Here is a 24183-nt window from a genome sequence, read left to right as displayed (position 1 = left end):
ATCAGGAAAGCGTATACGGTCACGTCATCTGAGTCCAGCAAGATGCCGTCGAAAAACTACCAAGCCTACTGCGCACAACGCTGCCGAAGAAAGACACGTGACGACCAAGACAGCCAAACCGCTGCTTAACCAAATTGAACATAGGAAAAAAATTCCGTTCGCCAGCGCCGTAGTGAAGAGCACAGCTATCAGACAGGCCCTATATGCGCTCTTTAACCAAGGAAAGCGACGGCAGGTGAAATATGCAGTACACGCAAGCGAAAACAAATTGTAAAGCACCCAAGTGTACCCTCCGCCGACCGCTCCAAAGTGAGTCACCAGAGTGGGTAGTGCCAACAGCATGACCGGCACTGCCACCAAATTCAAGCGAAAAGACAGTGAAGTCCAACTTGCCGCCAACTGCAGCGCGAAGGGAATAATTAAGAGAGATTGTAATGCCGTTCCAACCAATAGCCACGGCAACACGATCGCCATTCCGTTTGCCAGGAACGGCTCAAACAGCATAAGTAGAACGGGCTGAGCAAACCAGAATACCGCACTGCACATAATGGTCATGACAAGGGAGAACAAAACCAGTGCAGCACGAAATGTTTTTTCTATTACGTCCAACTGGCCAAGCCGCAAGTTACTTGAAAACCTCGGAAACAAAACAGCATTAAACGCTGTCGAGAATATGTAGGGAAATCCAGCGATCGTGCTCGCCAGACTGTAATAAGCATACTCTTCCAAGCCAAGCTTACCGCTCATGAATACCTTATCGTATTGCACTGTTATCAGCGAGGTCAGTGAGATTAGAAAAACCCCTCGACTAAAAGCAATTCCGTGCTTCAGATATTTAAAGTGGACCCTGGCTCGCCCGAGAGCTCCGTGCCTTTTCAACACCAAGAGCAAGGAAAGGACATAAACAAATTGCACCACAACCTGAACTACAAAATAGCCAACCACACTATTAAGACGCGAAACCTCGCTAACAACCAGAAGCACGCCTAGCGTCCGCATTATGGAGTACGGAATATAAATCTTATTTAAAGACTGCTGGAGCTCATGGCCGGCGAACACCCCCTGCAACAACATCACCGGGAGATTCAGCCCAATAAATATAGCCATACAATACAAACTATATAGTGCTTGCTGCTCAGCAATCACGGTGAGCTTCAGCCAACTTGACACAAGCATAGGTGAAGCCATCACAATCACTAACGCCGCCACCAAACCCATTAAGGTGAACACCAGCAGATAGGTATTGATGAGTGCGAAAATGGGACGATGTGAGCGCCCGATTAATCGTGAGCCTCTGATACTCGCCAAACGCTGTATTACACTACTGGTAAGCCCTCCCTCTAGCACCATCAGTACCATCAGAAGCGTGGTGAAGAAACCGACCAACCCCACCGCTTCGGCCCCCAAGACATGTGCTGCCACAGGCAGGGAAACCAAGCTTGCCAACGCATAGATCAATTTTCCAGAAAAACTGGCAAGCAATAGCGATGATAGGTTGGCTATCTTCATGGCTGCACAATCACTCACTACCTTGAGCGTTTACTGACGATGACTCGCTTTGTGCAGAGCCTGACAAGCTCAAAGGCAGTCGCTGATCCAAGGCCTGCCGGGCGAGATACACGTCTTCAACCACAGCTACTACTTCTCGACCATTACTAGCCTTGGGCTTCAAAACGCGCTTAAACCTCGCAAGCGCATACTTGCAGACGACAGAGAACAGCTCCGAAACGATCCGGGCAGTACCGACTTGGGTGCATCCGCCTTGCTTAGCAGCACGCCGCGCCGAGAGCACCTCCTTTGCATAATCCCGATGATGGAAAAGACATAAAGCATAAAGCCGAGCCAGATTAAACTGGGCTTGACGAGCTTTATCACCTAAGCCCTCAAGGGTGGCCCATGCAGCGTGGGCCCAGACAGTCTCCACACTGAAAAACATCGGCAACTCAGGCGGCCAACGCAGATCGGTGAACGGCTTCATGTGTGGATCGCTTTTAAGATCTCCCTTGTGCTTCCCCATAGCACTGCGCCCGCTATTGCTGCCTCCGCCACCGCCTGGCATGGTAAAGGGAAAGTCTATGAGGGAGTATGTTTTACCTATCAGAGATAGCGAGATGGAGGCTGACATGTCGGGGCTAGTTCCATAGAAGATCTTGCCGCTACGCTGCCGAAGCTCATCCAGAAGACGGCGCTTGACCAATCCGTGATAAAGCTTGGGTAACGCATCAGTACCCTGACAAGCTTCATGCAGTGCAATATCCAAACGTGCTTTCACGTCATACTGCATGCATCCACCGGAAAAATCGTCCAAGTAAATGCGCCCGGCATGCGCGGCGCCATAGAACCTGGTCCGAAAGTCAGGCCAGTAGTAAAACGCTTTTACCTGTGGCGTCAGCATTTCGATCGCCTCAGATTTTGCGAACTCGGCTGCTTCGATGATTCTCGCGGAGACTGTGTCGTCGTCACCGATCAGGCATACGTATTCGCCTTCTGCCAGCTCAATCGCACGCTCATGATTCTCGGTCATGGAAAGACGATTTTTCCAATGTACGTACACCAAACGCGAATCTGTCTGGGCGGCCGCCCACGCCGCGAGAGCACAGTCATCATTGCTGGTGTCATGCACAACAACCTGCAGCCGTTCGCTTTTAATTTCCAGCAGGCTTTTTACGCAAGGGATCGCATACTTTGAGCGATTATGGGTTGGCACTACCACTGAGACTAGATATCGCTCATTCATTTTTAATCGAACCCTTTAAAATTTGATCATTGCTTTAGCCTGGTGAGTCGTTCCATGGCGCTTGTCTTCAAGGAATACGATAACTCACAGCACCGGCCAACCGGCTATTGACTACGTGCGCAAACGCGCCTGACGGAAACGCCAAGCCTCGCGAACAAGAGCAATAAAAATCCCTAGAAACAAGCCCGCAAACATTCCGACAGCCACCAGCAATGCCTTCCTTGGTTTAATCGGCGTCTCTGGTATCTCGACCACACCATCCTGACGATACACCGAAAATTGATCAGGACTAACCTTCAAAGATCGATAAACGGCCGCCTGCTCTTCACGCTCGCGGAGGTTATTGACGAATGGATCATCAGACGAGCGTGTCTGGAGATTCTGAATTTCCGACTCCAGAGCCTTGCTCCCCCGCATGTACATTAACGACCCATTCATACCTGCAGAAACTTCAGACGAAAGATTATTTTCAATAATCGGCGGTTTTTCCAAACCAATCGACTTTGATATTTTCAAGGCTTCTGTCAATTGGGCAATGCGGTCATCCCGCTCAAGCCTGGCTTTCGCCCGCGCAGAATCTATAGACTGCTGAAGATTATCAGCTTCAACTTTAAAGTCTGACACCACCCTTTCTATCAACTCTTTTTTTGATTGCTCACCCGCCATCTCCGCATAGCGCACAGCCCAATCAGCAGCTTGTTTAGGATCTTCTGCCAACACCGTTACTGTTGCATATTGCTCTGACTGATGTATACCAACCAAAAACTGAGAATTAAATTTTGCATAAAGCCCTGCTTGCGATTCACCCTCAACATTTTCAACAAAACTCGTCAAATAGACACGCTTGTAAAACATTTGACGCAAAACATTGGACTGCAAGTTTCGCAAATATACATCATTAACAAACTTTGCCGTTATTGGCACAAGGAGCCCTTTGCCATCCGACCGCCCGACATTCAGCTGATTGATATCGCTATCTAACGGAGGCTGAACATTCAGCTTGGCTTGATAAACGGGCGTCACTGCAATCGCGTAAATAGCGAAGACCGCCACCACCACTGCAGTAACCACCAGCACCAACCAACGCTGCCGCCATACCCCTTCAGTCAAATCGAAAATATCAAATTCACGCTCTTGCTTGAAGCGCTCGAGGTCATTGCGCATTTCTTTTATTTTTCCTTGATTCCGATAAGCTGAACAGACTACTGGTATACCAAGCAGCGCTGAATTCTATAGCGGCCGCTCCTACGGTAACTAAAATCGAGCGCAGCGGCAATTAGCCTCTGCTTGATCCTGGAGCTGACCGAAGGAAGCTGGGAAAAATGCTGCCCCCCCATGTGACCTGAGAGGCAATGACCATAAAAGTAGTGCCCTGGTTCCACCATGGCCTGTTCAGATTGTCAGGTCGTTATCGAGGAATGCTCACCTCTACCTTGTGCTTGAACGCTAAGCTTGCGGTCATCAAGGCCTGGCTCAACGCAGCTTTCGCATTAGGATCGCCGTGCACTAAGAGGATATTCACTGCCAAGCTAGCGCCTCGTGTTGCGAAGCTCACTAACCCTTTTTGGTCCGCATGCCCCGAGTACCCCGACAATGTCATGACCTTTGCCCGCACCTCGTACATATGCCCATCCAGGTCGATCTGCACAAAACCCTCCGCCCCCTCACTCGCCTGTATCACCGCCCCCGGCGTCCCCTTAGCCTGATACCCCACAAACATCACCTCATGCCGCGGATCCCCAAGCATGGCCTTGAGGTAGTTGACAATGCGCCCACCCGAACACATGCCATTGCCGGCAATCACGATCGCCGGTCGCCCGGTGCTCTTGAGGTAATTGACCACCTGCTGGTGGCGGGCATGGGTGTCCACACTGATCAGTTGGCTGAAGCCGAGTGGATCGCGCCCTGCAGCAACACGCGCCCTGGCTTCTGCATTCCAGTATTCGTGCAGCTCCCGGTACACGCTGGTGATGCGCTGAGCCAAGGGCGAATCGAGGATGATGGGCAACTGTGACCAGTCGATTGACTCACCGTCCGGAGCCGGACCAGTAGTGTTCAGCAGGGCTTTGCGGTGCAGAATGTCTTCCAGCTCGTACAACAGCTCCTGCGTACGACCAAGACTGAATGCAGGAATCAAGAGGGTGCCCTTGTCGGCGAGGGCTCGGTCGATGGCGTCTTCCAGCCGCTGACGGCGGTCGTCTGCCTGCGGGTGCAGGCGGTCGCCGTAGGTGCTTTCCAGCACCAGCACGTCAGCACGCTCCGGGGGCTGCACCGGGCGCAGCAGCGGGTTGCCAGAAGCGCCCAGATCGCCAGAAAACACATACCGGCTGTTGGTTTGCTCATGCTGCATATCGCACTCGACATAAGCGGAACCCAGCAGATGCCCTGCACGCTGCAGGCGAATACGACAGGCAAGACCAGGGCACTCAACCACCGTGTGCCACTGCTCGAAGGGCAGCGGCACGATAAGGTCACGGATGAATTCGAGATAGCGCGCCACCTGCGCAGGCTCGCTGCTGATGCTCAGCTTGTAGGCGTCTTCCAGTACCAGCGGCAGCAGCCGGGCCGAGGGCTCGCTGCACAGGATAGGACCACGGTAACCCGCTGCCAGCAGCGCAGGGATGCGCCCAACATGGTCGAGATGGACATGGGTGATGACCAGAGCCTGAATACCCTGGATATCAAAACCGAGAGGGGCGGATTCTGCACCGGGCGGCGCATCACTTCCCTGTTCCAGCCCGCAGTCGACCAGCAAACTGGTGGATGGACCGAGGTGCAGCTGGTGACAGGACCCGGTGACACCCCGGGTACCACCGTGATGGGAAAGGCTGGGATATTCCATGCTGCGCACACTCGCCTGGACCGAAAATGAAGTGGACTATTACTCCATGACGACCGACGCATGCATAGGTGAACCTTTCTTTAGTAGGTGTAGGAAATTTCCTTAGTTGCCGTTCAATGCCGCCTGACGAGCAGAAGCCCTGATCTTGCGCTTGCTGCGCTGCACGCCGTAGGCCCCCAGCAACGGCCCGACTGCCAGGCCAATGACCAAGGCAGCCAACACCAGGACAGCAACCGGCATGGCGGGTGCAGCCCAACCGAACAGGACCAGTGACACGGTTTGCTGGTTCTCCAGCACGAAGAACAACACCACAGCCGCCAATAGCAGCACGAACACCGCCGCCAGGGCGCGCTTGAGGTTACGCATCAGATTGCTCCTTGTGGAATCAGGTGTGGGCCTCTTCATGCTCGTCTTCATTGACCCGGTCACGCAACTCTTTGCCGGGCTTGAAGTGCGGCACGAACTTGCCTTCGAGGCTGACCGACTGGCCGGTCTTCGGGTTACGGCCTACGCGAGGGGCGCGATAGTGCAGCGAGAAGCTGCCAAAACCGCGGATCTCGATGCGATCGCCGGTAGCCAGGCATTGTGACATCTGCTCAAGCATGGTCTTGATGGCCAGCTCCACATCCTTGGACGAGAGCAGCCCCTGATGGGTGACAATACGTTCGATCAGCTCCGACTTCGTCATATTTTTCCCTTCGTTATCAAGCAGCTAGATCATTGCTTAACCAGTTTGTAGCACGCTGGGAAGGATTTGAACAGGGTGGATCTTGACTTAATAAAAAAATTCAAGATTGAAGTAATTCAAGAATGGTCTACCGCTTAGACTGGCCAGCGGGGCCTGCTTCGCGGGTGAACCCGCTCCTACACTGGCGACATCGGCGTAGGCGCGGGTTTACTCGCGAACACCGGCGAAGCCGGTGCCATCCACCGCGCCGCCTGATTCGCGGGTGAACCCGCTCCTACACTGGCGCCATCGGCGTAGGCGCGGGTTTAGCCGCGAACACCGGCGAAGCCGGTGCCATCCACCGCGCTGCCTGATTCGCGGGTGAACCCGCTCCTACAACGGGCTTCGCCAGCCTGAAGCTGGCGTGATCCAGCAGTGCCATCCGCCGCGCCACCTGGTTGCGGAGCACAAAAAAAAGGGCGACCCGAGGGTCGCCCTTTTTACCGATCAAACAGAACTCAGTTCTGCTTGGCCATTGCTTCGCGCAGCAGCGCAGCCATGGTGGTGTCGGCAGCAGCTTCCGGAGCGTTTTTCAGGCTCTGGATAGCTTCGCGCTCTTCAGCGTCGTCTTTCGATTTGATCGACAGGCTGATAACGCGGGACTTGCGGTCAACGCTGATGATCTTGGCTTCGATCTCTTCGCCTTCTTTCAGAACGTTACGCGCGTCTTCAACGCGGTCACGGCTGATTTCGGAAGCTTTCAGAGTGGCTTCGATGTCGTCGGCCAGGGTGACGATGGCGCCTTTGGCGTCAACTTCTTTCACGATGCCCTTGACGATAGCGCCCTTGTCATTGACAGCAACGAAGTTGGAGAACGGATCGTCTTCCAGCTGCTTGATGCCCAGGGAGATGCGCTCGCGCTCTGGGTCAACCGACAGGATGACAGTTTCCAGCTCGTCGCCCTTCTTGAAACGACGTACGGCTTCTTCGCCGGTTTCGTTCCAGGAGATGTCGGACAGGTGAACCAGACCGTCGATGCCGCCGTCCAGACCAATGAAGATACCGAAGTCGGTGATCGACTTGATGGTACCGGTGATCTTGTCACCCTTGTTGAACTGGCCGGAGAAGTCTTCCCATGGGTTGGACTTGCACTGCTTGATGCCCAGGGAGATACGACGACGCTCTTCGTCGATGTCCAGAACCATGACTTCCACTTCGTCGCCAACCTGAACGACTTTCGACGGGTGGATGTTCTTGTTGGTCCAGTCCATTTCGGAAACGTGTACCAGACCTTCAACGCCTTCTTCCAGCTCAGCGAAGCAGCCGTAGTCGGTCAGGTTGGTAACGCGAGCCTGTACGCGAGTACCTTCTGGGTAACGGGCAGTGATAGCTACCCACGGATCTTCGCCCATCTGCTTCAGACCCAGCGAAACGCGGTTGCGCTCACGGTCGAACTTCAGAACGCGTACGTCGACTTCGTCGCCAACGTTAACGATTTCCGATGGGTGCTTGATGCGCTTCCAGGCCATGTCGGTGATGTGCAGCAGGCCGTCGATACCGCCCAGGTCCACGAATGCGCCGTAGTCGGTGAGGTTCTTGACGATACCTTTGACTTGCTGGCCTTCCTGCAGGGTTTCCAGCAGGGCTTCGCGCTCGGCGCTGTTCTCGGCTTCCAGCACGCTGCGACGGGAAACGACAACGTTGTTGCGCTTCTGGTCCAGCTTGATGACCTTGAATTCCAGCTCTTTGCCTTCCAGGTGGGTGGTGTCGCGCACTGGGCGGACATCAACCAGGGAGCCCGGCAGGAACGCACGGATGCCGTTAACGTCGACAGTGAAGCCGCCCTTAACCTTACCGTTGATAACGCCCTTGACCACTTCTTCGGCGGCGAAAGCTGCTTCCAGAACAATCCAGCACTCGGCGCGCTTGGCTTTTTCACGGGACAGCTTGGTTTCGCCAAAGCCGTCTTCGACCGCGTCCAGCGCAACGTGAACTTCGTCACCGACCTTGATGGTCAGCTCGCCAGCTTCGTTGTAGAACTGCTCGAGCGGGATGACGCCCTCGGACTTCAGGCCAGCGTGTACGGTAACCCAGTCGCCGTCGATGTCGACAACGATACCGGTGATGATCGCACCCGGCTGAAGATTGAGGGTTTTCAGGCTTTCTTCAAAGAGTTCTGCAAAGCTTTCGCTCATTTTAATTCCTGTAGATTCGGGCGAAACAGACGCCCATAACCACATTCCAGACAATGTGGGTTCGTTTTAAGTAAAGGAAAGCCGGCAGGACGTTGACTGGTGCCCCTGCCTGCTTTCCTGGCTATCAGATAAGGTCGCGCTGGGCGATCTCGCTTCTGATACGTTGCAACACCTGCTCGATGGACAACTCGGTAGAGTCCAACTGAATGGCATCGGCCGCTGGTTTCAGCGGGGCCACTGCACGTTGGGTGTCACGTTCATCACGCGCACGAATCTCATCCAGCAGACTCGACAGACTAACATCTTCACCCTTGCCCTTCAACTGCAGGTAGCGGCGACGTGCGCGCTCCTCCGCGCTGGCGGTGAGGAAGACCTTTAATGGCGCGTCCGGGAACACCACGGTACCCATGTCGCGCCCGTCAGCAATCAGCCCTGGCACTTCGCGGAACTCACGCTGACGTACCAGCAGCGCATCACGCACCGCCGGCAGCGAGGCCACCATCGATGCACCAGCACCGACGGTTTCGGTACGGATGACGTTGCTGACGTCCTCACCCTCAAGGATGATCTGTTGCAGCTTACCGGGCTCGGCAGCGATGAACTGCACATCCAGATGGGCGGCAAGCTTGGTCAGTAGCTCTTCGTTGGTCAGGTCGACGCCGTGGTTGCTGGCATTGAATGCCAGCAAGCGATACAGCGCGCCAGAGTCCAGCAGCTTCCAGCCCAACTCGCGGGCAATCAGCCCGGCGACCGTGCCCTTGCCCGAGCCGCTTGGCCCGTCGATGGTGATAACCGGTGCCATTGAATTCACGACTTGCCCTCTTCTGCCACGCGGATCCCCACTTCGGCGCACAGCGCCAGGAAGTTGGGGAACGAGGTGGCGACGTTGGCGCAGTCGTGAATGCGGATCGGCGCACTGGCGCGCAGCGAGGCCACACTGAAGGCCATGGCGATGCGGTGGTCACCATGCCCATGCACTTCGCCGCCGCCCAGCTGGCCGCCGTCGATGATGATGCCGTCCGGGGTCGGCTCGCATTTGATGCCCAAGGTGGTGAGGCCATCGGCCATCACCTGGATGCGATCGGACTCCTTCACCCGCAGCTCTTCGGCGCCACGCAGCACGGTACGCCCTTCAGCGCAGGCAGCGGCCACGAACAGTACCGGGAATTCGTCGATGGCCAGCGGCACCAACGCTTCAGGAATGTCGATACCCTTAAGTTTGGCACCGCGCACACGCAGGTCGGCCACGGGCTCGCCGCCCACTTCACGCTGGTTTTCCAGGGTGATGTCGCCGCCCATCAGGCGCAGGATGTCGATCACGCCAGTACGGGTCGGGTTGATGCCGACATGCTCCAGCACAAGCTCGGAGCCTTCAGCGATAGAGGCTGCGACCAGGAAGAACGCTGCCGAGGAAATGTCAGCCGGCACTTCGATCCGGGTAGCGGTCAGCTTGCCACCGGACTGCAGCGAGGCCACTGGGCCATTGCTGTCGACCGAATAGCCAAAACCGCGCAGCATGCGCTCGGTGTGGTCACGGGTAGGCGCAGGCTCGGTGACAGTGGTCTTGCCTTCGGCGTACAGACCGGCCAGCAGCAGGCAGGATTTGACCTGGGCGCTGGCCATCGGCAGCGTGTAGGTCAGCCCTTTGAGCTTGTGGCCACCGCGGATGGTCAGCGGCGGACGGCCGTCCGGGCCGGTCTCGACCACAGCACCCATTTCGCGCAGCGGGTTGGCCACACGGTTCATCGGGCGCTTGGACAGCGAGGCGTCGCCGGTCATGGTGACATCGAACGGCTGACCGGCCAACAGGCCCGACAGCAGGCGCATCGAAGTACCGGAGTTACCTACGTACAGCGGCCCTGGTGGCGGCTTCAGGCCATGCAGGCCCACGCCGTGAATGGTTACACGACCGTGGTTGGGGCCTTCGATGACCACACCCATGTCACGGAATGCCTGCAGGGTCGCCAGCGCATCTTCGCCTTCGAGGAAGCCTTCGACCTCGGTAGTACCTTCGGCCAGCGAGCCGAGCATGATCGAGCGATGGGAAATCGACTTGTCGCCCGGTACACGGATCCGCCCGTTCAGGCGGCCACCCGGTTGGGCCTGGAAAATCAGATCGTTGGCGTTCATAGCGTCCACATAGGCCCGGCGGGCCAGGATTTTACTGAAATGCTCGCGGGCAACCCGTGCGCGGGTGAATACACCCAGCAGTTGGTGCCCATCCCCTTCAGCGATCGCGTCGCGCAGGGCGTCGAGATCGCTGCGAAATGTATCAAGCGTGCGCAGGACAGCGTCGCGGTTGGCGAGGAAAATGTCATGCCACATGGTCGGATCGCTGCCGGCGATTCTTGTGAAATCGCGGAACCCACCCGCAGCGTACCGGAAGATCTCGAGGTTTTCATTGCGTTTGGCCAGTGAGTCGACCAGGCCAAAGGCCAGCAGGTGTGGCAGATGGCTGGTGGCGGCCAGTACTTCATCATGGCGCTCGACCGACATGTGTTCCACATCGGCATCCAGCGCACGCCAAAGGCGGTCAACCAGGGCCAGCGCGGCGGGGTCGGTTTCGGCCAGCGGCGTGAGGATCACCTTGTGCCGGCGGAACAAGGTGGCATTGGACGCCTCTACCCCGCTCTGCTCGGAACCGGCGATGGGGTGGCCCGGGACGAAACGCGGCAGGCGCGCACCGAAGACGGCACGCGCCTCACGCACGACGTTGCCCTTGGCGCTGCCGACGTCGGTGATGATTGCATCACCCAGGTCGAGCAGGGCCAGGCGCGCGAGGACTTTTTCCATAGCCAGGATGGGTACGGCCAGCTGGATGACATCGGCGCCCACACAAGCGGCGGCAAGGTCTTCTTCGCAGCGGTCGACCACGCCCAGGGCCACGGCCTGCTTGCGCGAGGGGGCATCCAGGTCGACACCGACCACTTCGCGGCAAAGGCCGCTTTCACGCAGGCCCTTGGCGAACGAGCCGCCGATCAGGCCGAGACCGACCACGACCAGGCGGTCGATGATGGGCGCAGGTTTGGTTTTTGCTGCATTTACCACTGGTGCGAACCCTGTTCAGAAATCTAGGTAGCCTGTGAGGGCCATTGGGGCCGCGGCGCGACCCTTCGCGGGCTAGCCCGCTCCCACAGAGCTCGGCATCACATGCTCACTGTGGGAGCGGGCATGCCCGCGAAGGGCTGCAGGGCAGCCCCAAGGCCCCTGAATCAAAGCACCGCCTTCGGATAAGAGCCCAGCACCTTCAGCGCCACAGCCTCCTGGCTGATCTGCTCGAGCACCGCCTTGATCAGCGGGTCGCGGTGGTGGCCGACGAAGTCGATGAAGAACACGTAGGTCCACTTGCCGCTGCGCGACGGGCGGGTCTCGATGCGGGTCAGGTCGATGCCGTTCTGATAGAACGGCACCAGCAACTCATGCAACGCACCTGGCTTGTTGCTCATCGAAACGATGATCGAGGTCTTGTCGTCGCCGGTCGGCGGTACTTCCTGGTTACCGATCATCAGGAAGCGCGTGGAGTTGTCCGGGCGATCTTCGATCTTCTCGGCCAGGCGGGTCAGGCCGTACAGGTTGGCCGCCATATCGCCGGCGATCGCCGCCGAGTTCCACTCGCCCTTGACTCGCTTGGCCGCTTCGGCATTGCTCGATACGGCCACGCGCTCCACGTTCGGGTAGTGCGCATCCAGCCACTTTCGGCACTGGGCCAGCGACTGGGCGTGGGAGTAGATGCGGGTGATGCTGTCGGTCTTGGTGTTCTCGCCCACCAGCAGGTGGTGGTGGATACGCAGCTCGACCTCACCACAAATCACCATGTCATGCTCGAGGAAGCTGTCCAGGGTGTGGCTGACCGCACCTTCAGTGGAGTTTTCCACCGGCACCACACCGAAGTTGACGGCACCGGCCGCCACTTCACGGAACACTTCGTCGATGGCCGCCATCGGCCGACTGATCACCGCGTGGCCGAAGTGCTTCATGGCCGCCGCCTGGGTGAAGGTGCCTTCAGGGCCGAGGTAGGCGATTTTCAGCGGCTCTTCCAGGGCCAGGCACGACGACATGATTTCGCGGAACAGCCGCGCCATCTCTTCATTGCCCAGCGGGCCCTTGTTGCGCTCCATCACGCGCTTGAGCACCGCAGCTTCACGCTCGGGACGGTAGAACACCGGCTTCTCGCCTTCTTTGAGCGAGGCAGTCTTGACCCGGGCCACTTCTTCGGCGCAGCGGGCGCGGTCGCTGATCAGCTCGAGGATTTTCTCGTCGAGGCTGTCGATGCGTACGCGCAGCGCCTTGAGCTCCTGTTCGGACATGTCAGCCATGCTCCTTCTCGAATTCAGCCATGTAGCCTACCAGCGCTTCTACCGCTTCCAGGCCCAGGGCGTTGTAGATGGAGGCGCGCATGCCGCCAACCGAACGGTGGCCCTTGAGGTTGAGCAGGCCACGCGCGTCGGCGCCAGCGAGGAAGGCCTTGTCCAGGCGCTCGTCAGCCAGGCGGAACGGCACGTTCATCCACGAACGGGCGTTGACGCTGATCGGGTTGGTGTAGAACTCGCTGCGATCGATGAACCCGTAAAGGCAGTCTTTCTTGGCACGGTTGCGCTGCTCCATGGCCTCGACACCGCCCTGCTCTTTCAGCCACTCGAAGACCAGGCCCGAGAGGTACCAGGAGTAGGTAGCCGGGGTGTTGTACATCGACCCGTTGTCAGCCGAAACCTTGTAGTCAAGCATGGTCGGGCAGCTGCTGCGGGCATGGCCCAACAGGTCTTCGCGCACGATCACCACCACCAGACCGCTTGGGCCGATATTCTTCTGCGCGCCGGCGTAGATCAGGCCGAACTGCGACACATCGATCGGGCGCGAGAGGATGTCGGACGACATATCGACCACCAGCGGTACGTCACCGGTCTGCGGCACCCAGTCAAACTGCAGGCCACCGATGGTCTCGTTGGACGCATAGTGCACGTAGGCTGCGTTTTTGGTCAGATTCCACTCGTTCTGGCCAGGGATGGCCAGGTAGTCGTAAGGCTTGGCAGTGGCGGCGACGTTGACGTTGCCGAAACGGCGCGCTTCCTCGATGGCCTTTTTCGACCAGATGCCGGTTTCGATGTAGTCGGCTGTGCCGTTTTCCGGCAGCAGGTTCAGCGGGATTTCAGCGAACTGCTGGCTGGCGCCCCCTTGCAGGAACAGCACCTTGTAGTTGGAGGGGACGGACAGCAGGTCACGCAGGTCCTGCTCGGCCTTTTCGGCGATGGCCACGTAATCGTCGCTGCGATGGCTCATTTCCATCACCGACAAGCCCTTGCCACGCCAGTCCAGCATCTCGGCCTGTGCGCGCTGCAGGACAGCGTCAGGAAGCGCGGCAGGGCCTGCGCAGAAGTTAAAGGCTCGTTTGCTCACATCCACTCTCGCTCTGCCAAATAGAACAAAAACTATCACATGGGTTCGCAGCGACCCTGTGGGAGCGGGCGAGCCCGCGAACACCGGCAAAGCCGGTGCCATCTACCGCAGTGTCTGCTTCGCGGGCATGCCCGCTCCCACAAGGCCGGGCTTTGCCAGCTGTTATCAGTCAAACGGGGCGACCTTGGTCGCCCCGTTCGGGTTTCACGCTTGATTACTCTTGCGGGGCCTCTTCGGCGCCTGCAGCTTCGTCTGGCGCTTCGGCTTCGACACCCTCCTCGTCCGCCTCGATCACTTCATCGAGTTCGTCCTCGGACGGCTCCTGAATACGCTCCAGGCCCACCAGTGTCTCATCGGCCGCCAGCTTGATCAGCGTAACGCCCTGGGTGTTGCGGCTGAGGCTGGACACCTCGCCAACCCGGGTGCGAACCAGCGTGCCCTGGTCGGAAATCAGCATGATCTCCTCGCCTTCCTGCACCTGGATAGCCCCGATCAGCAGGCCGTTGCGCCCTTTGGTACCCATGGCGATCACACCCTGGCCACCGCGGCCGCGACGCGGGAACTTGGACAGCGGGGTGCGCTTGCCAAAGCCACGCTCGGAGGCGGTAAGGATCTGCGAGCCGGACTCCGGGATCAGCATCGAAATGATCCGCTGGCCTTTGCCCAGCTTCATGCCGCGTACACCACGGGCGTTGCGGCCCATTTCACGCACGACGCTCTCGGCAAAGCGGATGACCTTGCCAGCGTCGGAGAACATCATGACTTCCTTGGCGCCATCGGTGATGGCCGCGGCAATCAGGGTGTCGCCTTCCTTCAGCTTCAGGGCGATCAGGCCGTTGGAGCGCGGACGGGCGAACTGCACCAGCGGGGTCTTCTTGACGGTACCGGAAGCGGTCGCCATGAAGATGTATGCGCCGGTCGGCTCTGCAACCCACTCCGGGGTGTCGCCGTCTTCTTCGTCGACTTCCTCGGCCTCAACCAGCTCACCCTCGAGCACGGTGTCATCAGCCTCGTCCAGCAATTCGTCGAGGTCGGCGTTCTGCTGCAGCGCTTCGAGGTCGATCTGCAGCATGGCGGTGATGCGTTCACCCTCCTCCAGCGGCAGCAGGTTGACCAGCGGTCGACCGCGGGCAGCGCGGGACGCTTCGGGGATTTCGTAGGTCTTCTTCCAGTACACCTTGCCCTTGCTGGAGAACAGCAACAGGGTGGCATGGCTGTTGGCGACCAGCAGGTGCTCGATGTAGTCCTCGTCCTTCACGCCGGTCGCGGACTTGCCTTTGCCGCCGCGGCGCTGGGCCTGGTAGGCGGACAATGGCTGAGTCTTGGCATAACCACCATGGGAGATGGTGACCACGCGCTCTTCTTCCGGGATCATGTCGCCGTAGTTGAGGTCGTGGCTGGCATTGAGGATTTCGGTGCGGCGCACATCGCCGTACTCGGCACGGATGGCCTCCAGCTCCTCGCGAATCACTTCCATCAGGCGCTCGGCGCTGCTGAGGATGCGGATCAACTCGCCGATCTGCTCGAGGATTTCCTGGTACTCGGCCAGCAGCTTCTCGTGCTCCAGGCCGGTCAGGCGGTGCAGGCGCAGGTCGAGAATGGCCTGGGCCTGTTCCGGCGACAGGAAGTACTTGCCGTCATGCAGGCCGTACTGCTCCGGCAGGTCCTCAGGGCGGCAGGCGTCGGCGCCGGCGCGCTCGACCATGACCTGCACGGCACTGGATTCCCACGGCGTGGAAACCAGGGCTTCCTTGGCTTCGGACGGCGTCGGCGAGGCCTTGATCAGGGCAATGACCGGGTCGATGTTGGACAGCGCAACCGCCTGGCCTTCCAGGATATGGCCGCGTTCACGGGCCTTGCGCAGCTCGAATACGGTACGGCGGGTCACCACTTCACGGCGGTGGCGGACGAACGCTTCGAGCAGGTCCTTGAGGTTGAGCAGGCGCGGACGGCCGTCAACCAGGGCCACCACGTTGATGCCGAATACGCTCTGCAGCTGGGTTTGCTGGTAGAGGTTGTTGAGCACCACTTCCGGCACTTCACCGCGACGCAGCTCGATGACGATGCGCATGCCGTCCTTGTCGGACTCGTCGCGCAGCTCGGTGATACCTTCGATCTTCTTCTCTTTGACCAGCTCGGCGATCTTTTCGATCAGGCGCGCCTTGTTCAGCTGATACGGCAGCTCGGTGATCACGATCTGCTGGCGACCGCCAACCTTGTCGATGTCTTCGATCTCGGAGCGGGCGCGCATGTAGATGCGGCCACGACCGGTGCGATAGGCCTCGATGATGCCCTGGCGACCGTTGATGATGCCGGCAGTCGGGAAGTCCGGGCCAGGGATGAACTGCATCAGCTCATCGATGGTGACTTCCGGGTTGTCGATGAGCGCCAGGCAGCCATCGATGACCTCGCCGAGGTTGTGCGGCGGGATATTGGTCGCCATGCCCACGGCAATACCGCTGGAACCGTTGACCAGCAGGTTGGGAATACGCGTCGGCATGACCGCCGGGATCTGCTCGGTGCCGTCGTAGTTGGGCACCCAGTCGACGGTTTCCTTGTGCAGGTCGGCCAGCAGTTCGTGGGCCAGTTTGGTCATGCGCACTTCGGTGTATCGCATGGCAGCAGCGTTGTCGCCGTCCACCGAACCGAAGTTGCCCTGGCCGTCGACCAGCAGGTAGCGCAACGAGAACGGCTGGGCCATACGCACGATGGTGTCGTAGACCGCAGTGTCGCCGTGCGGGTGGTACTTACCGATCACGTCACCGACCACACGGGCGGATTTCTTGTACGGCTTGTTCCAGTCGTTGCCCAGTTCGCTCATCGCATAGAGAACGCGGCGATGCACGGGCTTCAAGCCGTCACGCGCATCGGGCAGCGCTCGCCCGACAATCACGCTCATCGCGTAGTCGAGGTAAGACTGTCTCAGTTCGTCTTCGATATTGACCGGGAGGATTTCTTTGGCCAGTTCGCCCATGAGAAGCCTGATTCCTTTTTCTGGTGAAACTTCGCAGCTCCATCAAGGGCCGAACGAAGCTCGCCGCCGCAGCGCATAAGGGTGCGACGACTTACGACAAATCAATGAGTTGTGCCATGGATCTGCGCAATGAAGGCCGCCGTGATGGGCGGTCTTGGAAACTGCCGGATGTTATCACAAACGCAGGGGCGGTGGGGAGAGGTGGCAGTTGGTCTCAGCCGCGTTTGAAACCTGATTTTTGTATTGCCTGCACCGGCCTCTTCGCGGGCTCGCCCGCTCCCACAGGTTCACCACAGCCCTAAGGCCATGCGATATCCCTGTGGGAGCGGGCAAGCCCGCGAAGAGGCCGGTGAGACGATACAAAGTCAGTGCAGGCGCTTGCGGCAAATCAACTGGGCCAGTTTGGCAGTATCCGGACGCTCTACAACACCCCGTTCGGTCACGATAACGTCAATCAGGTCGGCCGGGGTCACGTCGAACACCGGGTTGAATACCTGCACATCCCGTACCGCCGGGGCACCGCCAAAGTCCAGCCACTCGTCGGCGTCACGCTCTTCCAGGGGAATATCCTCGCCGGTTGCCAGGTTCAGGTCGATGCTGGTGCTCGGCGCCACCACCATGAAGCGCACCCCATGGTGCATGGCACTGACGGCCAGCTGATAGGTGCCGATCTTGCCGGCCATGTCACCATTGGCAGCGATGCAGTCCGCCCCCACCACCACCCAGGTGATGCCCTTGGTCTTCATGAGGTGGGCCAGCGCGGAGTCGGCACAAAGGGTCACCGGAATTCCCTCGTTGGCCAGCTCCCAGGCCGTCAGGCGCGAGCCCTGCAGCCAAGGGCGAGTCTCACCGGCATAAACCTGCTCGACCATGCCTTCCAGGTAGCCGGCACGGATCACCCCCAGTGCGGTGCCAAAGCCACCACTGGCAAGGGCGCCGGCGTTGCCGAAGGTGAGCAGGGCCTGGGCATTGCCCTGATGACGACGGATCAGTTCGATACCCTGCTGGGCCATGGTCAGGTTGGCCTCACGGTCGCTTTCGTGAATGGCCACCGCTTCGGCCTCCAGCGCCGCCAGAACGTCTTCTTCCGGACGCAGGCGCAGCAGACGCTCGCGCATGCGGTTCAGCGCCCAGAACAAGTTGGCGGCGGTAGGACGCGCTTCGGCGAGGGTGAGAAAGTCGTCTTCCAGGTCCATTTCCCAATCGCCACCTTCGGCCAGCCGCTCTTCAAGGGCCAGTACCAGGCCGTAAGCTGCGGCAATACCGATCGCCGAGGCGCCGCGCACTGCCATGTCACGGATGGCTGCGGCCACCTGCGCAACATTGTCGCAGGCCAGCCAACGCTCCTCCGACGGCAGCAAGCGCTGGTCGAGCAGGTGCAAGGCGCCGCCCTGCCAGCGGATCGCGGTCACCTTCTCCGCCGCCAAAAGTCGCTCGCGCATCGCCTCTCCCCGTCATTCGGATATCAAAAACGGGCGATTATAGCGACCCTCGCGGCCAAGCGCTCGGGTATACTCCGGCGCAATTTTGCGAAGTTTCAGAGGACTGTTCAATGAGCAACGTCGACCGCGCCGAAATCGCCAAGTTCGAAGCGCTGGCCCACCGCTGGTGGGACCGCGAAAGCGAGTTCAAGCCGCTGCACGAAATCAACCCGCTGCGCGTCAACTGGATCGACGAGCGCGTCAGCCTGGCCGGCAAGAAAGTGCTGGACGTGGGTTGCGGTGGCGGCATCCTCAGCGAAGCCATGGCCCTGCGCGGCGCCACGGTCACCGGTATCGACATGGGCGAGGCGCCACTGGCGGTGGCTCAGTTGCACCAACTGGAGTCCGGCGTGCAGGTGGAATACCGGCAGATCACCGCCGAAGCCCTGGCCGAGGAAATGCCCGAACAGTTCGACGTGGTTACCTGCCTGGAAATGCTCGAGCACGTGCCCGACCCGTCTTCGGTGATCCGCGCCTGCTACCGCATGGTCAAGCCGGGCGGCCAGGTGTTCTTCTCCACCATCAACCGCAACCCCAAGGCCTACCTGCTGGCCATCGTCGGCGCCGAGTACATCCTGAAGATGCTGCCGCGCGGCACCCATGACTTCAAGAAATTCATCCGCCCGTCCGAGCTGGGCGCCTGGAGCCGCGATGCAGGCCTGCAGGTGAAGGACATCATCGGCCTCACCTACAACCCGCTGACCAAGCACTACAAGCTCAACAGCGACGTCGACGTCAACTACATGATCCAGACCCTGCGCGAGGAATAAGCATGCGTTTGCGAGCAGTACTCTTCGACATGGACGGCACCTTGCTGGACACGGCGCCGGACTTCATCGCCATTTGCCAGGCCATGCTCGCCGAACGCGGGCTGCCGGCCGTTGACGACAACCTGATCCGTGGCGTTATCTCGGGTGGCGCCCGCGCCATGGTTGCCACTGCGTTCGCCATGGACCCGGAGGCTGACGGCTTCGAGGCCCTGCGCCTGGAGTTCCTCGAGCGTTACCAGCGCGACTGCGCGGTGCACAGCAAGCTGTTCGAGGGCATGGCCGAGCTGCTGGCCGACATCGAGAAAGGCAACCTGCTGTGGGGCGTCGTCACCAACAAGCCGGTGCGCTTCGCCGAGCCGATCATGCAGCAGCTGGGCCTGGCCGAGCGCTCGGCATTGCTGATCTGCCCGGACCACGTGAAAAACAGCAAACCCGACCCCGAGCCGCTGATCCTGGCCTGCAAGACGCTGAATCTGGACCCGGCCAGTGTGCTGTTCGTCGGCGACGACCTGCGCGACATCGAGTCTGGCCGCGACGCAGGTACCCGCACGGCAGCCGTGCGCTACGGCTATATTCATCCAGAGGACAACCCCAACAACTGGGGTGCCGACGTGGTGGTGGACCACCCGCTGGAACTGCGCAAAGTGATCGACAGCGCGCTGTGCGGCTGCTGAACCCAGACCGATGACCGGGCACCGCCCTTTTGTAGGAGCGGGTTTACCCGCGAATGCGTCCGATCAGACGCCAGTGTTGTCTGGGCTGACGCATTCGCGGGCAAACCCGCTCCTACGATAGCCCCGGGCCGCCCACACGAACTCGAAGGACAGAACCATGTTCGACTACACCGCCCGCCCCGACCTGCTGCAAGGCCGGGTCATCCTGGTTACCGGTGCCGGCCGTGGCATTGGTGCCGCAGCTGCCAAGGCCTATGCCGCCCTGGGTGCCACCGTGCTGCTACTGGGCAAGACCGAGGCCAACCTGAACGAGGTCTACGACCAGATCGAAGCCGCCGGCCACCCGCAGCCGGTGGTTATCCCGTTCAACCTGGAAACCGCCCTGCCACACCAGTACGACGAGCTGGCGGCCATGATCGAAGGCCAGTTCGGCCGCCTCGATGGCCTGCTCAACAATGCGTCGATCATCGGCCCGCGCACACCGCTGGAACAGCTGTCGGGCGACAACTTCATGCGCGTGATGCACATCAACGTCAATGCCACCTTCATGCTCACCAGCACCCTGCTGCCGCTGCTGAAGCTGTCGGAAGACGCTTCGGTGGTGTTCACCAGCAGCAGCGTGGGGCGCAAGGGCCGGGCTTACTGGGGCGCCTATGGCGTGTCGAAGTTCGCCACCGAAGGCCTGATGCAGACCTTGGCTGATGAACTGGAAGGCGTGGCGCCGGTGCGCGCCAACAGTATCAACCCAGGCGCCACGCGCACGGCGATGCGGGCCCAGGCCTACCCCGGCGAGAACCCGCAGAACAACCCGCTGCCCGAAGAGATCATGCCGGTGTACCTGTACCTGATGGGGCCGGACAGCACAGGGGTGAACGGGCAGGCGTTCAACGCCCAATAAACCTGCATCGGCCTCTTCGCGGGCTTGCCCGCAAAGAGGCCGGTACAGGAAAGCGATCAGCCCGCAGCCAACGCCGGCCGCATACGGCCTTGCTGGCGCCCTTCCAGCTGCATGCAGCGCTCCAGGAACAGGAACATGCAGTCGTAACTCTTGCAAATGGCCCTGCGCAGCTCGGTCCGCAACCCCAGGGTGGGGTTCTCACCAGCCAGGGTACAGATGATTTCCAGCGCCTCCCACGGGTGCGCATCGTCATACTGGGCATGCATCTTCAGCCACTTCATCGCCCGCTTGCGCCCTTCTTCAGGAAACCCCTGCGCATAGGTGTCGGTCGAGCACACCACCGCCGACCATTCACCGGTCGCGCCTTCGATGGCGTAGTTGGTCGCCGCCATGGAAATGGCCAGGTTCTCGGTGGCGCACACCCGCCAGCACCAATCGTTCAGGCCGTTCAGCTCGGGCGGCACTTCTTGCGCCTGCAACTCGTGCAGATGCACACCGTGCGCCTGGCACCAGTTCACCCAGTAGTCGGCATGGTTGAGCTCGACGCGGATGTTGCGCATCAGCCAGCGCCGCGCCATGTCCTCGCCCTGATGCCGGCCATAGCGGGTCTTGGTCAGGTTATGCGCCATGTACAACGAAAACTGCTCCACCACCGGCCAGCCACCGATGAGGTACTGGCGGATGGTCGATTGCTTCAGCTGGCCATCGCGTAGTCGTGCATAAAACTCATGCTCAACCACCCTGCGCTTGCTCTCGCGGCAGTCTTCAATCAGTTGCTGGGCCCATTGGGGGTAACTGGCGGGGTCCATCAAAGGCCCGATACGAACGAATGCGTCAATCACTTTCAGCTCCTTGATCCTTGTGATTTCCAACTAGCGAAACGTGCCAGGTGCTCGCTGCAACAGAGGCCGGGCGGCGATCCGTTGGCGCTGCAGACTGTCACAGGTGAACACCTGGGGGCGTTCGATCAGGTAGCCCTGGGCGTAATCCACGCCTATTTCCTGCAAGGCCTGCTCGATCAAGGGTGTTTCGACGAACTCGGCAATCGTGCGCTTACCCATCACATGGCCGATATGGTTGATGACCTCGACCATGGCCCGGTTGACCGGGTCGTCGAGCATGTCCTTGACGAAACTGCCGTCAATCTTCAGGTAGTCCACGGGCAAATGCTTGAGATAGGCGAACGAGGACATGCCGGCGCAAAAATCATCGAGCGAGAAACGGCAACCCAGCCCTTTCAGCTCGTTGATGAAGCGAATGGCGCTGCCCAGGTTGGCAATGGCGCTGGTTTCGGTAATTTCAAAGCAGATCATTCGCGGCGGAATGGCGTATTCGACAAACAACCGCTGGAGGTATTCAAGGAACTTGTCGTCGCCAATACTGGACCCCGACAGGTTGATGGCACAGGTCGACAATGGCCCTTCACGCCCTTCTTCCAGGCACTGGCGTATGACCATGAACACATTGCGCACCACCCAGCGGTCCAGCGCGGTCATCAGGCCGTAGCGCTCGGCCGCCGGGATGAAGCTGCTGGGCAGGATGGTGCGGCCGCTTTCGTCGTGCAGGCGCAACAGAATTTCGATATGGCCCGGGTCCTCGAAGGATTTGAGCGGGGCGATTTCCTGGGCGTAGAGGCAAAAGCGGTTTTCTTCCAGGGCCACATGCAGGCGCTGGATCCAGGCCATCTCGCCAAAACGCATGGACAGTTCGCTGTCGTCGGCGTGGTACACCTGCACACGGTTTCGGCCCTTTTCCTTGGCCATGTAGCAGGCCATGTCGGCGGCGCGCAGCGAGGCCTCCAGGGTACCGGGGGCCTGGGCCATATGCACCAGGCCAATGCTGACCGTGGTTACGAACGGCCGCCCTTTCCATACGAAGTGCAGGCTCTGCACCATCTGGCGTAATTGTTCGCCGATGCGCTCGGCCTGGTCGGGCGGGCAGTTTTCCAGCAGCACGCCAAACTCATCGCCGCCCAGCCGCGCGAGCGTATCGCCCTCACGCAGGCCGGATTGCAGCACCGCGCAGATGTGCCGCAGCAACTCATCGCCGGCAGCGTGGCCACAGGTGTCGTTGACCAGCTTGAACTGGTCGAGGTCGAGGAACATCAGCGAATGCCGCCCGGCCTGGCGCGCCAGGTCGTTGAGCGCCTGCTCCAGGCGGTATTCGAACTCGCGGCGGTTGGCCAGCCCGGTCAGGGCGTCGTGAGTTGCCTGCCAGGACAGGTTGGCGATGTACTGGCGTTCCTGGGTCATGTCGTGCAACACCAGCACGATGCCACTGACCTGGCCATCATTGAGGATCGGCGAGCCTACCAGGTTGATCGACACGGTACTGCCGTCCAGGCGCTGGATCAGCCGGGCATGCTCGGAGCCGCCCTTGAGGCTGCCGCTGAGCACCTGTTCGACCAAGCTGCGACCGTCCTCCTCGGCGTGTTCATCAACCAGGCTGAACAGTGCCGACAGCGGCAGGCCCTGGGCCTGGCCGGATTGCCAGTGGGTCAATTGCTCAGCGGCCGGGTTCATGTAGCCGATACTGCCCTCGACATCAGTGGTGATCACCGCATCACCGATGGCCTGCAGGGTAATCTGCGCTCGCTCTTTTTCTTCCTGAAGGGCGCTGGCAAAGGCCTGGCGCTGGGCCAACAGCTTGCTGGAGCGGCGCCAGGCAATGGCGATCAGGAACATCGCGGTCAGCAGGTTGGTGATCAGCAGCACCCGCAGCAACATACGCGAGCCTTCACCCAAGGCATCACTGAAGGCCTTGGCCGCCGGGGTCACGCCTTCGTTGATGGCGACAATGCGGGCCTTCCAATCGCTGACAGTGTCTGGATCCGCCGGGCCATTGGCAAAACGCTGGCGCATTTCACCGGCCAGTACATCCAGCTTGGCCAGATAGTCGTCACCGATGTCCCAGTAATCGATGGCTGTCTGCATATAGCTGACATGGCGAAAGTTACGGTAGAACCAGATGATCCGCTCGACATCGTCAGGGTGGTTGCCACCTTGCAGAACCGCCTGTCGCGCGGCGTCCAGATCAGGGCTGGGGTGGTCGAGCACCTCGCGCAGACGATGGTCACCCTGGGGCACGGTAATGGCCTGGCGATAGCGCTGGTAGGTGCTGTCGTCCTGCGTCTCGCCGTACAGACTGAGGTAGTAGATGGCATCTTTCTGCGCCTTGGACCACAGGCTTTCGCCCGCGACATAGGCGCGCACGGCCGAGAGCGTATAAAGGCTGAGGCTGCCCAACGCCACCTGAAGGACCACGACGGCGATGAAAGGCCATGTGATGCCGAGCAACTTTGGCGCTTCGAGTGTGCGATTTCCCTTCATGGAGTCCCTGTCACAGAGCAGATAAGGCGTAAATCGACCCAGACAAGCACAGCGTAGGCCATTTGCCATCGCTGTGGAGGGGATTTTTATGACAAGGAACCGGGGGATTTTACAGCGTACGCGCTGGCCATTGTAGGAGCGGGTTTACCCGCGAAGAAGACACCGCGGTGGATGGCACGGGCTTCGCCCGTGTTCGCGGGCAAGCCCGCTCCCACAGGGTCG

The 24183-nt window shown here is 59.8% G+C and carries 18 protein-coding genes; 3 read left to right on the top strand and 15 right to left on the bottom strand.

Going from position 1 to position 24183, the window contains the following annotated elements; translation table 11 throughout:
* Positions 1-24 precede the first annotated feature (24 nt).
* The 13 genes from ACF8FG_RS03870 to mtnA all read right to left on the bottom strand — a co-directional run bounded on the left by ACF8FG_RS03870 (position 25) and on the right by mtnA (position 18251).
* Entirely contained in the window at positions 25-1509 is a 1485-nt protein-coding gene (locus tag ACF8FG_RS03870) for an oligosaccharide flippase family protein (RefSeq protein WP_119713377.1), read from the bottom strand.
* A 10-nt stretch (positions 1510-1519) separates the two neighbouring features.
* A complete protein-coding gene (locus tag ACF8FG_RS03865) occupies positions 1520-2737 on the bottom strand; it encodes a glycosyltransferase (protein ID WP_014592019.1) in 1218 nt (405 codons plus the stop codon).
* A 111-nt stretch (positions 2738-2848) separates the two neighbouring features.
* Positions 2849-3901 (bottom strand): Wzz/FepE/Etk N-terminal domain-containing protein, encoded by a 1053-nt coding sequence (locus ACF8FG_RS03860; protein WP_019439151.1) that lies wholly within the window; start codon positions 3899-3901, stop codon positions 2849-2851.
* Between the two features lie 244 nt (positions 3902-4145).
* A complete protein-coding gene (locus ACF8FG_RS03855; RefSeq protein WP_019439150.1) occupies positions 4146-5579 on the bottom strand; it encodes an MBL fold metallo-hydrolase RNA specificity domain-containing protein in 1434 nt (477 codons plus the stop codon).
* Between the two features lie 102 nt (positions 5580-5681).
* Positions 5682-5945, bottom strand: a complete 264-nt coding sequence (locus ACF8FG_RS03850) for a lipopolysaccharide assembly protein LapA domain-containing protein (RefSeq protein WP_003260859.1) — start codon at positions 5943-5945, stop codon at positions 5682-5684.
* Positions 5946-5964: 19 nt separating this feature from the next.
* A complete protein-coding gene (gene ihfB / locus ACF8FG_RS03845; RefSeq protein ID WP_010952810.1) occupies positions 5965-6267 on the bottom strand; it encodes an integration host factor subunit beta in 303 nt (100 codons plus the stop codon).
* A 497-nt stretch (positions 6268-6764) separates the two neighbouring features.
* Entirely contained in the window at positions 6765-8441 is a 1677-nt protein-coding gene (rpsA, locus tag ACF8FG_RS03840; RefSeq protein ID WP_003252673.1) for a 30S ribosomal protein S1, read from the bottom strand.
* Between the two features lie 124 nt (positions 8442-8565).
* Positions 8566-9243, bottom strand: coding sequence for a (d)CMP kinase (gene cmk, locus ACF8FG_RS03835; RefSeq protein WP_003252672.1), 678 nt, complete (start codon positions 9241-9243; stop codon positions 8566-8568).
* Positions 9244-9248: 5 nt separating this feature from the next.
* A complete protein-coding gene (locus ACF8FG_RS03830) occupies positions 9249-11456 on the bottom strand; it encodes a bifunctional prephenate dehydrogenase/3-phosphoshikimate 1-carboxyvinyltransferase (protein WP_033725117.1) in 2208 nt (735 codons plus the stop codon).
* A gap of 197 nt (positions 11457-11653) precedes the next feature.
* Positions 11654-12748, bottom strand: a complete 1095-nt coding sequence (gene pheA, locus ACF8FG_RS03825) for a prephenate dehydratase (protein ID WP_003252669.1) — start codon at positions 12746-12748, stop codon at positions 11654-11656.
* Between the two features lies 1 nt (position 12749).
* Positions 12750-13835, bottom strand: coding sequence for a 3-phosphoserine/phosphohydroxythreonine transaminase (gene serC, locus ACF8FG_RS03820; protein ID WP_026031981.1), 1086 nt, complete (start codon positions 13833-13835; stop codon positions 12750-12752).
* Between the two features lie 214 nt (positions 13836-14049).
* The gene (gene gyrA, locus ACF8FG_RS03815; RefSeq protein WP_014592026.1) at positions 14050-16809 is read right to left on the bottom strand and encodes a DNA gyrase subunit A; all 2760 of its coding nucleotides are present in this window, start codon (positions 16807-16809) and stop codon (positions 14050-14052) included.
* Positions 16810-17174: 365 nt separating this feature from the next.
* A complete protein-coding gene (gene mtnA / locus ACF8FG_RS03810; protein ID WP_019439148.1) occupies positions 17175-18251 on the bottom strand; it encodes an S-methyl-5-thioribose-1-phosphate isomerase in 1077 nt (358 codons plus the stop codon).
* 110 nt (positions 18252-18361) lie between these two features.
* Here mtnA and ubiG point away from each other — a divergent pair, with 110 nt between their 5' ends.
* The 3 genes from ubiG to ACF8FG_RS03795 all read left to right on the top strand — a co-directional run bounded on the left by ubiG (position 18362) and on the right by ACF8FG_RS03795 (position 20632).
* Positions 18362-19060, top strand: a complete 699-nt coding sequence (gene ubiG, locus ACF8FG_RS03805) for a bifunctional 2-polyprenyl-6-hydroxyphenol methylase/3-demethylubiquinol 3-O-methyltransferase UbiG (protein ID WP_003252662.1) — start codon at positions 18362-18364, stop codon at positions 19058-19060.
* 2 nt (positions 19061-19062) lie between these two features.
* Positions 19063-19734: an N-acetylmuramic acid 6-phosphate phosphatase MupP gene (mupP, locus tag ACF8FG_RS03800; RefSeq protein ID WP_010952803.1), complete on the top strand. Its 672-nt coding sequence runs from the start codon at positions 19063-19065 to the stop codon at positions 19732-19734.
* 157 nt (positions 19735-19891) lie between these two features.
* Entirely contained in the window at positions 19892-20632 is a 741-nt protein-coding gene (locus ACF8FG_RS03795; RefSeq protein WP_003252656.1) for a YciK family oxidoreductase, read from the top strand.
* Positions 20633-20688: 56 nt separating this feature from the next.
* Here the strand turns inward: ACF8FG_RS03795 and ACF8FG_RS03790 are convergent, their stop codons facing one another.
* Positions 20689-21474, bottom strand: a complete 786-nt coding sequence (locus ACF8FG_RS03790; protein WP_010952802.1) for a TenA family transcriptional regulator — start codon at positions 21472-21474, stop codon at positions 20689-20691.
* A 30-nt stretch (positions 21475-21504) separates the two neighbouring features.
* Positions 21505-23961, bottom strand: a complete 2457-nt coding sequence (locus ACF8FG_RS03785; RefSeq protein ID WP_392518606.1) for an EAL domain-containing protein — start codon at positions 23959-23961, stop codon at positions 21505-21507.
* Positions 23962-24183 lie beyond the last annotated feature (222 nt).

The sequence above is a fragment of the Pseudomonas sp. YQ_6 genome (assembly GCF_043103245.1).
GTDB classification, from domain to species: Bacteria; Pseudomonadota; Gammaproteobacteria; order Pseudomonadales; family Pseudomonadaceae; genus Aquipseudomonas; species Aquipseudomonas alloputida.
This window is presented reverse-complemented; position numbering and strand designations above follow the sequence as displayed.

Bases quoted from the DNA above. Each gene is read 5' to 3' on its own strand.
- ACF8FG_RS03870 (WP_119713377.1), bottom strand. From the start codon at position 1,509: ATGAAGATAGCCAACCTATCATCGCTATTGCTTGCCAGTTTTTCTGGA.
- ACF8FG_RS03865 (WP_014592019.1), bottom strand. From the start codon at position 2,737: ATGAATGAGCGATATCTAGTCTCAGTGGTAGTGCCAACCCATAATCGC.
- ACF8FG_RS03860 (WP_019439151.1), bottom strand. From the start codon at position 3,901: ATGCGCAATGACCTCGAGCGCTTCAAGCAAGAGCGTGAATTTGATATT.
- ACF8FG_RS03855 (WP_019439150.1), bottom strand. From the start codon at position 5,579: ATGGAATATCCCAGCCTTTCCCATCACGGTGGTACCCGGGGTGTCACC.
- ACF8FG_RS03850 (WP_003260859.1), bottom strand. From the start codon at position 5,945: ATGCGTAACCTCAAGCGCGCCCTGGCGGCGGTGTTCGTGCTGCTATTG.
- ihfB (WP_010952810.1), bottom strand. From the start codon at position 6,267: ATGACGAAGTCGGAGCTGATCGAACGTATTGTCACCCATCAGGGGCTG.
- rpsA (WP_003252673.1), bottom strand. From the start codon at position 8,441: ATGAGCGAAAGCTTTGCAGAACTCTTTGAAGAAAGCCTGAAAACCCTC.
- cmk (WP_003252672.1), bottom strand. From the start codon at position 9,243: ATGGCACCGGTTATCACCATCGACGGGCCAAGCGGCTCGGGCAAGGGC.
- pheA (WP_003252669.1), bottom strand. From the start codon at position 12,748: ATGTCCGAACAGGAGCTCAAGGCGCTGCGCGTACGCATCGACAGCCTC.
- gyrA (WP_014592026.1), bottom strand. From the start codon at position 16,809: ATGGGCGAACTGGCCAAAGAAATCCTCCCGGTCAATATCGAAGACGAA.
- mtnA (WP_019439148.1), bottom strand. From the start codon at position 18,251: ATGCGCGAGCGACTTTTGGCGGCGGAGAAGGTGACCGCGATCCGCTGG.
- ubiG (WP_003252662.1), top strand. From the start codon at position 18,362: ATGAGCAACGTCGACCGCGCCGAAATCGCCAAGTTCGAAGCGCTGGCC.
- mupP (WP_010952803.1), top strand. From the start codon at position 19,063: ATGCGTTTGCGAGCAGTACTCTTCGACATGGACGGCACCTTGCTGGAC.
- ACF8FG_RS03795 (WP_003252656.1), top strand. From the start codon at position 19,892: ATGTTCGACTACACCGCCCGCCCCGACCTGCTGCAAGGCCGGGTCATC.
- ACF8FG_RS03785 (WP_392518606.1), bottom strand. From the start codon at position 23,961: ATGAAGGGAAATCGCACACTCGAAGCGCCAAAGTTGCTCGGCATCACA.